This is a genomic window from Streptomyces sp. NPDC043853 (assembly GCF_056436025.1).
Genome location: NZ_JBWKDJ010000007.1, coordinates 265395 through 275453 on the forward strand (window position 1 = coordinate 265395; position 10059 = coordinate 275453).

Consider the following 10059-nt stretch of genomic DNA (forward strand, 5'->3'; position numbering starts at 1 on the left):
GTCCTGCCGCGTCCGCCCCCCGTAGGTATGACCCCATTCCGATCAACCTCGTTGCTCCGACCTCGAGGAATCACGGAATCTGATCGCGATTCACGGCACGGAGCCCAATACTCGGATCACGCCGCGTACTTGTTCCACGCCGAACGGCGACGGACAGGACACCGACAGGACACCGACAGGTAGGGAGTCCCACCATGACGACCGTGACCGCTGCCGCCACCGCGCCAGCGCCCGTGCTGCCCGCTCCGGCCTCCGCCCCCCTCACCACCGGTGGGACCACCACCGCCAGGACGAGCGGCGGCACCGGCGCCCACCCCACCCCCAGCGTGCGCGAACTCCTGGCCCAGGGCCGCCGGTCGTACTCCTTCGAGTTCTTCCCGCCCAGAACCGACGCCGGTGAGCGCACCCTGTGGGACGCCGTCCGCCGCATCGAGTCCCTCGCCCCGTCCTTCGTCTCCATCACCTACGGCGCCGGCGGCTCCTCCCGCGACCGCACCGTCGAACTGACCAAGCGGATCGCCTCCGACACCACCCTCCGCCCCGTCGCCCACCTCACCGCGGTCGGCCACTCGGTCGCCGAACTGCGCCACATCATCGGCCAGTACGCGGACGCGGGCATCCGCGACGTCCTCGCGCTGCGCGGCGACCCGCCGGGCGACCCCCGCGGCGAATGGGTCGCGCACCCGGACGGTTTCACCCACGCCCATGAACTCGTCGCGCTGGTCCGGAGCCTGGGCGACTTCACGGTCGGCGTGGCGGCCTTCCCCGAGCGGCACCCGCGGTCCGCCTCCTGGACCGAGGACATCCGCCACTTCGCGGCCAAGTGCCGGGCCGGCGCCGACTACGCCGTCACCCAGATGTTCTTCCAGGTGGAGGACTACCTGCGGTACCGCGACCGGCTCGCCTCCGTCGGCTGCCTGACCCCGATCATCCCCGCGATCATGCCGGCCACCGCCTTCCGCCAGATCGCCCGCTTCGCCGAGCTGAGCGACGCCCGCTTCCCGCGGCACCTCGCCGACCGCCTGGAGGCCGTCCAGGACGATCCGCGGGCCGGCCACCGCATCGGCGTCGCGTACGCCACCGCCATGGCCGAGCGCCTGCTCGCCGAGGGCGCCCCGGGACTGCACTACATCACCCTCAACCAGTCCACGGCCACGATGGAGATCCACCGCAACCTGGGCGTACGGAGCTGAACCCGCGCCGGGGGGACCCGTAGGGGGAGGCCGAGGAGGCAAGGGAAGAGAAGAGAAGAAGAAGGGAGGCAAGGGGGTGAGACGCCCGCACATGAACCGGGCAGCCCCAGCCATGGTCCTGCCCCCTCCCCCTCGGCGAGGATGACCCCATGGACACGCTCACCGGCCTCCTGGAGGGCCCCAAGGCACGCGGAGCCTTCCTCCTGAAGTCCGTCCTCAACCCGCCGTGGTCCCTCCGGATCGAGGACCGGGCCCCGCTCTCCGTCATCACGATGGGGCACGGGGAAGCCTGGCTGGTCCCGGACGGCGGGTCGGAGCCGGTGCGGATCCGGCCCGGCGACGTGGCCGTCGTACGCGGCCCCGACCCGTACACCGTCGCGGACGCCCCGGACACCCCCGTCCAGATCACGGTCGGCCCGGACCAGCGCTGCAGCACCGGCGCCGGCCAGGACGTCACCGACACCATGGCACTGGGCGTCCGTACCTGGGGCGACGGCGCCCAGGACGCGGGATCCTCGGTCATGCTCACCGGCACCTACCAGGCCCCGAGCGAGATCGGCCGCCGCCTGCTCGGCGCCCTGCCGCCGCTCCTGGTCAGCTCGTCCAAGGACACCGCGTGCGATCTCCTGATCCGCCTCCTCACCGAGGAGATGACCAAGGACGAGCCGGGTCAGGAGATCGTCCTGGACCGCCTCCTCGACCTCCTCCTCATCGGCGTCCTGCGCACCTGGCTGGCCGCCCCCGACTCCGGCGCCCCGGCCTGGTACCGCGCCCAGAGCGACCCGGTGGTCGGCCCCGCCCTGCGCATGCTGCACGAGAACCCGGCGTACGCCTGGACCGTCGAGGAACTCGCCCTCAAGGCGGGCGTCTCCCGCGCCTCCATGGCCCGCCGCTTCACCGCCCTGGTAGGCGAATCCCCGATGGCCTACCTCACGGGCTGGCGCCTGGCCCTCGCCGCCGACCTCCTCCGCGAACCCGACGCCACGGTCGCCACGGTCGCCCGCCGAGTCGGCTACAGCAGTGCCTTCGCCCTCTCCACGGCCTTCAAACGAGTCCGCGGCATGAGCCCCCAACAGTTCCGCACCTCCCTCTGACCAGAACGCACCCGAGCCCGGCACCGAATCTCCCGAAGGCACGGGGCAGGAAGCCCGGTTGGCACGGCCAAGCCAATCCGTGGCACTTTTCGGCCCGTACGCGAGATCCCAAACGAACGCACGTTCACCTCCTGACTACACTCTGCTGGCCCCAGCCCCTGTGATCGTCCCGGGGCGGGCGTTCTCGGAAGTCACCCAGGGGGGAACCCATGCCGCCACCTGTCGCGGACCTGCGGCGTCGAAGAAGACACCCGTTCACGGGTGTGGCTTCGCTCGTCGCCCTGATCATCGCCGTACTCGCCTCACTCGCGGGGCAAAGCACCATCGCCCCGGTTGCGTCGGCAACCCCGGCCCCGGCCCCGGCCACCCAGAGCCACGCCCCCGCAAGTCCACCCGCACCGGAGCACCGGGCCGCAACCGGCACCGGCAGTCCCGCACCGGGCAAGCCGGACACGAAGGCCCAACAGGCCGCCGCCGCCCGCGCGGTCGCCCAGCGGATCGAGCGGAACGGGGAGGCTGCCGACACCTGCTCGGGACCGATCGCGCCGGGCACGGTCCACACCTGCTCGGACTCGCAGGCCAACGCCCGCTTCACGCTGACGCTCACCTCCACGAAGGACCTGGTGTTCATCCAGGCCATCGCCGCGAGCGGTCAGCCGACCTACCCGAAGTTGACCGCTCCGGACGGAAAGGCCGTGGCGTGCGCCGGGCGGCCCGCCGGTGACTCCCAAGGGCTGATCCGGTGTGCGACGGCCAAGTCCGGCACCTACACCCTGGAGGTCCACGGCTTCGACACCGGCGGCTTCTCCGTCGCCTACACCCCGCTGCTCTCGGATCCGTCCTGCACGGCGGTGGCCGCGGCGGACACCTCACTCGGGGCGCCGAAGTCCTTCGGCGGCAGCCTGGCAGCGGGTTCGGCGGGCCACTGCTACGGCCTGCCGACAGCCGCCAACGGCATCCTGCGCGGCCACCTCTCCACCTGGCGGGCAACCGAAGTCGTCTACGACGCGACCGGCAAGGAGATCTGCTCCACGCTGGAACGCGGCGCCGTCGACATCGACTGCACCCTGACCGGCACCGCTCCGTTCCGCGCCCTGGCGTTCCAGCGCTACGGGGACGGCATGGACTACGCCGTCACCTTCGCCCAGCTGTCCAAGCCCGTGGGCTGCCCCGTCGTCCAGCCGCAGGCGTACGGCACGGTGCCCGACACCAGCTCCGCCGCACGTTGCCGCACCCTGCGCGTGAGCGCGGCCGGCCCCTATCTGTTCGGCTCCATCGCCACCGCTTCCGAGGTGACCGGCAGCCTGTACCGGGCCGACGGCAAGGCCGTGTGCACCCCGGTCCTGCTCGAACCCTGCTCCCTCGCCGTCGGTGACTACACCTGGGCACGCGACGGGAGCAGCACCGCTTCGGACGCCTTCGGCCTCTGGTTCCACGCCACGAACGAGACCAAGGGCTGCACCGCGGCACGCGATGACGGCTTCGCCTCGGGCCCCGCCACGGGCAGCTTCACCGGCCGCGGCCAGCGGCTCTGCCTCACCCTCCCGACGGCCACCGGCCAGGGAGTCCACATCGTCAACCAGCCGTCGAGCGGCGCCGCGGAGCCGACGGGTGCGGTCTACGACAGCAAGGGCGTCCGCCAGTGCGAGATCGCGTACCCCGCCAACGTCTGCAAGCTGACCGGCACCGCCCCTTTCCGGGCCGTACTCTCCGCGCCCGAACCGGGCGCCTACCGGTTGATCTTCCACCGCACCAGTGAGGTCAACGGCTGCACCCCCTGGGCGCAGAGCCCGTTCGGCCCGTCCACCGGCACGAAGGTACAGCTCACCGCGGACCGGATGACCGCGTGCCTGGCCATCCCGGCCGACCGGCACGCAACGGCCGAACTGATCGACTACACGAACTCCGCCAACCAGGTGAACGGCTCGGTCAGTGTGTACGACAGTGCCGGGAACGGTGTGTGCACCTTCATCAGCGGCACCACGAGTAGTTGCGCGCTCAAAGCGGGCATGTCCTACGCGGTCCTCCTTGTGGGCAGGTACACCGACACCTTCCAGCTGGTCCGACGGGACGTATCGGCTGCGGCGAAGTGCAACCAGCCCGCATCGCTGGCTGTTGGCAAGGCGTCCACGGGCTTCACCTTCAAATCGGCTCTGGACAGTGGCTGCCTGCGCGTCACGGGAGCGACGACCGACAAGTTCTGGTTCGGTGCGCGGACTCCTGGGGCCACGCCGTACACCGGTACGCTGTTGGGGGTGGTGAACGCCTCCGGCAAGTTCGTCTGCCGACAGTACGGAACTTCGTGCCTAGTCACGGGCTCCTCCTCGTACGTCGTGTTCGCCCTCGCTTCCGGCTACGAGGGCAAGCCCATCGGCACGCGTCTGGACGCCTGGCGGATCGGTACGGCGGCCGGATGGGCACCCGAGTGCACCGGCCGTGTGTCACCGGAAGGCTTCACGTTGCGGAGCATCACCTTCCGGGAGACCGCAACGGCATATTGCGCGCGTATCGCCCTGAAACCCGAGCAGCGATTCTTCGTCTATGGCGCGGACAGCAGTACGACCAACGCTGCCCCCTGGGTCGAGCTCCTCGCTCCAGACCATTTCGGCGACTCCGACTCCGGCCCGCGTTGTCTCGGCTACCTCTCTGAGTCTCGCTTCTCCTGCTCCAGCGGCTCCGCTCCGGCACAGGGCGACCACCTGATGGTCGTGACACCGAGCGATGCAGCCACCCCTCTCGAATACTCCATGCAGGGTGTCTGTGAGGAGGGATGCCCCACGCCGCCGCAGAAGGCCGTTGTGACCTCAGTGAGTTCTCCGAGCGGACCGACGGGCACCTCCAACGAGGTGGTGCTCCGCGGCACGAACCTGACGCTCGGCACTGAAGTGAAGCTCACCCTCGGCGGCACGCCCGCAAGCGATTCCAGGATGACCACGGTCTCCGCGAGCCCGGACGGCACCTGGCTGACGGGTCTGCTCCACACCCACGGTCTCGCCCCCAAGAAGTACGACCTGTTGGTGGAGAGTGCCGGTGCGAGGTCGAGCCTGCCGGGTGCGTACACCGTTACCGCCGCTCCGGCGGTCTCGAAGAACCGATTCGTGCCGGTCACGCCGGTACGGATGCTGGACACCACGACCGGGACCGGGGCCGCGAAGGCCCGCATCCCCGCGGGCGGCGAGGTCAAGCTCAAGGTCGCCGGGGTCAAGGGCCTGCCGGCCACCGGCATGACCGCGGTGGTCATGAACCTCACCGCCGTACGGCCCACCGCCAACGGCAGTGTGACGGCGTACCCGGACGGGCAGCCGCGGCCCGGCACTTCGAGCCTGAGCTACACCGCCAACCAGACGATCACCAACACCGTCGTCATCCCCGTACGCAACGGCACCGTCAACTTCAAGAACAACATCGGCACCGTCGACCTCACCGCCGACATCACCGGCTACTACGACGGCAAGACCACGGGCTCGGCACTGAACACCGTCACGCCCGTGCGGATGCTGGACACCACCACCGGAACCGGGGCACCCAAGGCCCGCATCCCGGCAGGCGGCGAGGTCAAGCTCAAGGTCGCCGGGGTCAAGGGCCTGCCGGCCACCGGCATGACGGCGGTGGTCATGAACCTCACCGCCGTACGGCCCTCCGCCAACGGCAGTGTGACGGCGTACCCGGACGGGCAGCCGCGGCCCGGCACTTCGAGCCTGAGCTACACCGCCAACCAGACGATCACCAACACCGTCGTCATCCCCGTACGCAACGGCACGGTCAACCTCAAGAACAACGCCGGCACCGTCGACCTCACCGCCGATATCACCGGCTACTACGCCGCCACCGGCGCGACGTTCACACCCAGCGGCCCCCTCCGTCTGCTCGACACCCGCAGCGGGCTCGGCGCCCGGGCCGGCGCGGTGGGTGCGGGCGGCCTGGTGAGCTTTCAGATCGGCGGGGTCGCCGGAGTCCCGGCCACCGGAGTCGAGGCCGTGGCCCTCTCCGTGACCGTCACCGCACCCAAGACGGCCGGCCAGATCACCGCCCAGCCGCACGGCACCACGTGGCCGGGTCTGCCGAGCGTCACCTTCGCCGCCGGCCAGACGGTCACCAACACGGTCGTCGTCCCAGTCGTCGACGGAAGGGTCACGTTCAACAGCCCCTCCGGCGAGGTCCAGATCACCGCGGACCTCAACGGCTACTACACCGGCTGACCGCACCCTCCCCGCCCACACGAGTGAGCGGGACCGGGAGGATCAGGCCCCGACTGGCTGACGGTCGGGGCCTGATCCTGTTGCCGCGTGCGCGGACTCAGCCGATGGACTTGAAGGTGTTCCAGCCGTCGCCGTCCCCGTCACCGACGGGGTTGCCGAGAGTCGCTTCCTTGCCCGCGAACAGGTACTGCCTGCCGTCGTTGCGGACCGCCCAGATGTCGGGGATGCCGTCTCCGGTGGCGTCAGGGGTGCCGACGAGCATCGGCACGGCGGCGCGGCCCCAGCCGGTGGTGGCGTAGGTGTGGTCCTTGCCGTCCAGCGCGGAGGCGGCGTACCGGAGCGAGTCGAGGTCGACCCCACCGTTGGCCCCGGCCTTGCCCTTGCGCAGGGCGAGGCCGCGCTCGGGCATGGAGTCATCGCGGAAGATCAGGTCGGGGACCTTGTCCCCCGATACGTCCCGTACGCCGACCAGGTCGCGCTCGGCCCAGCTGGTGGCCATCTGCTTGGCCTCGGCGAAGGTGGCTCCGCTGTAGCCGGTGAAGGCCCAGAAGGTGTCGCCGGCCAGGGCGAAGGCATCGGGAAGCCCGTCGCCGGTGACGTCCTCGACTGCCACGATCTGGGTGAGGGTCGACGGGTCGGGGGCACCGGGTGGCAGGAGCACTTCGATCCGGCGCGAGACGTCGAACCGCCCGAGGCCGTCACCGGGGTACACGTACAGGTTGCCGTCGGGCATTCGGGCCAGGAGGTCCGTGAGGCCGTCCCCCGGGAACCAGTCGGTGGAGTGGGCGATCAGCGCCCGCTTGCCGTCGACGTCCTTCCAGTGGCCCTTCGGAGCGGGCTTTCCGTCATCGACGCCACCGGACAGGAACGCGTCGGTGTCCCCCGCCGCGTCGGCGGCGTACGTCCGCAGGTTCCCGGATCCGTCGACGGCGAGGAGGTCGGGCATGCCGTCACCTGTGACGTCGCCGGGTTTGTCCAGGCCGGGTCTGGGGCTCACGTAGAAGAGGTACTTGGCGTACTGCTTCGTGGTGTTGCCCGCTTTGTCCACGGTGCGCAGGTAGATGACGTTCGGCCCGGCCGAGGCGGGGTTGATGTGCGCGGCCGCGACGTCGCCGTCGTACGGCCACGCCTTCTGGTCGAACGTGGTGCTGTTCAGGCTCCACTCGTAGTAGTTGATCTCCTCCGCCTTGGCGCCGTTGCCGAGGAACCGGATCCAGCCCTTCTCGCCGTACGGCTTCTTGCTCCACTCATTGCCGTCGGGGCCGGGGGCGGGGAAGTCCTCGGACCAGAAGGCCGGGGTCGGCGGGGCCATGTGGTCGACCGTGAACGTGCAGTGGCCATCGCTCCCGCCCGGGCCGCCGGAGGACCAGGCGCCGGACTTGTCGACGGACCAGGCGGTCCACATGTAGGTCGCCCCGTGCGTGAACCTGTCCGCGGTCACCGTCGTCCAGACCTTGCCCGTGTTGGCGTAGGGCTGGAGGCCGGTATCGATGACCACGGCACCGTTGTCCACGCGCCAGACCTTGATCTGGACCTTGGCGAGGTCGTCGACGCCGTCGCCGTCGGCTCCGGTGGCGTTGAAGGTCAGGTCGCGTTTGGGCACGGCCGGGACGGGCGCTGTGGTCTTGCAGCCGCCCCCGGGATCGGTCCACATGGAAGCCAGCGATGGCTCGATCGGGGGCTTGTTGTATTCGATGTCGATGAACGGGGCGGTTTCACCGTTGGCCAGGAACTTCTTCCAGTAGGACTCGTCGGTCTCGACGGCCGCCCGCAGACCGAGGGACAGGGCGGGCCACTTGTACGTGGCCGCGTCGATCGCGGCCTGTTTCATGTCGATTCCGACCCAGGCATCCGGGCAGGTGCCTGATTTGTACCCGTGCGTACTGGAAGAATGATTCAGATAGCGTGACCAGAACTTGTTGTTGTCGGTGTTGTCCCATGTGCTCGAACTGGACACCCAGCCCGTTGCGTAGAGGTGGTACGCGCGAGAAGCGCACCCCCAGGAGTACGTCTGTAGGGCCCGGAATGTTGCCTTGCTGATGTTCGCGCCGTGGATGTCGCTGCTGAACGCGAAATTGAAAGCGGAACGCGATGTGCCGCCACTGTCCGCCTCATAGCCGATGCGGGCCTCGTTCGTGCCGCCGGCGTTGAAGTTCTGGCCGTTGTAGAAGCTGGAACTGCCGGCCGTCTTGTAGAAGAGCGACCAGCTGTGCTTGCGGCCGTTGAACTGCGGATCGATGAAGACGGGGTACTTCGTGTCGGCTGCGGTCAACAGCCGGTTGTCGGGCGAAATGGTGAGCAGGTTGTCGGCGCCGAGAGCTGCCTTCGCGGTTGTGGCACGGGCGCCTTCGGCGCCGTTGATGCCGGGCAGGGTGAGGGCGGCGTGCTGCTTGGCCACGTCGCTGAGCTCGGGAACGGGCTCGCCCTCGGTGCGGGCGATCTTCCCGCTGGAGTCCCACATGTACGGAGTGGGGGACCCGGCGATCTCCTCGCCGTCGGCGTCGCGCGCGCTGACCGAGTGGGAGGTCGGATCCAGGTGGAAGGTGAGATCCGGAGAGCTGAGCCGGTAGTTCAGCTGGGCGAGGAGGGGATCGGCCGCAGCTTCTCTGGTGTGGACGATCAGCAGGTGTGTGTAGCCGTCGTCCTGCGCGGTCATCAGCAGGTCGATGCCGGGCCGCACGCCTTCGTACAGGGCGCGCGGACCGTCGATGACCGGCGCGGGCAGCGGACCGGGCCACTTCACGACGAGCTGGTGGCCTTCGGGGGAGAACGTGACGAGATCGGTCCACTCGGGCTCCGTCGCCGTCGCCGTCGCCGTCGCCGTCGCCGTCGCCGTCGCCGATGCAGCCTTTGCCTTCGCCGCAGCCTGAGCGACGGTCTGGAACCGGCCGCCGGTGGCTGCGTGGCCGCCAGCGAGAGGGGTGCGCGTCGAGGCGTGCGAGGCCCGGGTCGCGCCGTCGGCAGCCTTGCTGCCCTTCGCGCCACCGCTTCCCGCACCGCTGCCGCCCGCCCTGCCGCCGCTGAAGAGGAGCGGTGTGTTGACCGCCTTTGGCGTATAACCGCCCCGACCGCCCTTGGCCGGCTGCAACGAGGTGTCGACGGGCTTCCACTCGCCGCCCACCTTGGCGCGGACCGGGCTGCTGTGGATCCGGGTCCGGGACTGGCCGTCCGGCAGTGCCCAGGTGGTGCTGGTGGCCGTCCGCGCCGCCGTGACCTCGACGTCCTTGCCCGTCTGCCTCGCCTCCAGGCGCGCAGCCGCGGAATCGACCGGCGGGTCTGCCGTGTCTGAGGTGGCAGCCTTCTTCCCGTCCTGTCCGGTCAGGTGCAGGCCCAACGGGACGGCGAGAGCGGCGACGGTGAGCACCGCGGCAATGGCGGTAATTCGTCTACGCCGTTGTTTTCCTGGCCGATTTCTCTTCCTCAGCTGACTGGATTCGGGCTTCTCGTCCACGGGTGGCTGTAATGCGACCACGGTTGTCCTCTCCCCCCTCGGGCATGCGAGAACCGCTGCCCTCATTGCCGACGGAATTCGGCCAGTGGCTTGAATTTGGAAGGTTGGCTCCCCACTCGCCC

The 10059-nt window shown here is 69.7% G+C and carries 4 protein-coding genes; 3 read left to right on the forward strand and 1 reads right to left on the reverse strand.

All coding sequences use genetic code 11. The features are described from left to right. Positions 1-194: 194 nt before the first annotated feature. From metF to AC067U_RS20585, 3 genes are all read left to right on the forward strand, one after another. On the forward strand, positions 195-1193 hold the full coding sequence (gene metF / locus AC067U_RS20575) for a methylenetetrahydrofolate reductase [NAD(P)H] (protein ID WP_478831176.1): 999 nt from the start codon (positions 195-197) through the stop codon (positions 1191-1193). 149 nt (positions 1194-1342) lie between these two features. Next, positions 1343-2287, forward strand: a complete 945-nt coding sequence (locus AC067U_RS20580; RefSeq protein WP_478831177.1) for an AraC family transcriptional regulator — start codon at positions 1343-1345, stop codon at positions 2285-2287. Positions 2288-2550: 263 nt separating this feature from the next. Next, entirely contained in the window at positions 2551-6486 is a 3936-nt protein-coding gene (locus AC067U_RS20585; protein ID WP_478831178.1) for a hypothetical protein, read from the forward strand. 97 nt (positions 6487-6583) lie between these two features. On the opposite strand, the gene AC067U_RS20590 is transcribed toward AC067U_RS20585, so the two are convergent. Continuing rightward, positions 6584-9850, reverse strand: coding sequence for a DNRLRE domain-containing protein (locus AC067U_RS20590; RefSeq protein WP_478831179.1), 3267 nt, complete (start codon positions 9848-9850; stop codon positions 6584-6586). Between the last annotated feature and the right edge of the window lie 209 nt (positions 9851-10059).

What these genes read in the sequence shown, in the direction of transcription:
- metF (WP_478831176.1), top strand. Translation starts at nt 195, where the DNA reads ATGACGACCGTGACCGCTGCCGCCACCGCGCCAGCGCCCGTGCTGCCC.
- AC067U_RS20580 (WP_478831177.1), top strand. Translation starts at nt 1,343, where the DNA reads ATGGACACGCTCACCGGCCTCCTGGAGGGCCCCAAGGCACGCGGAGCC.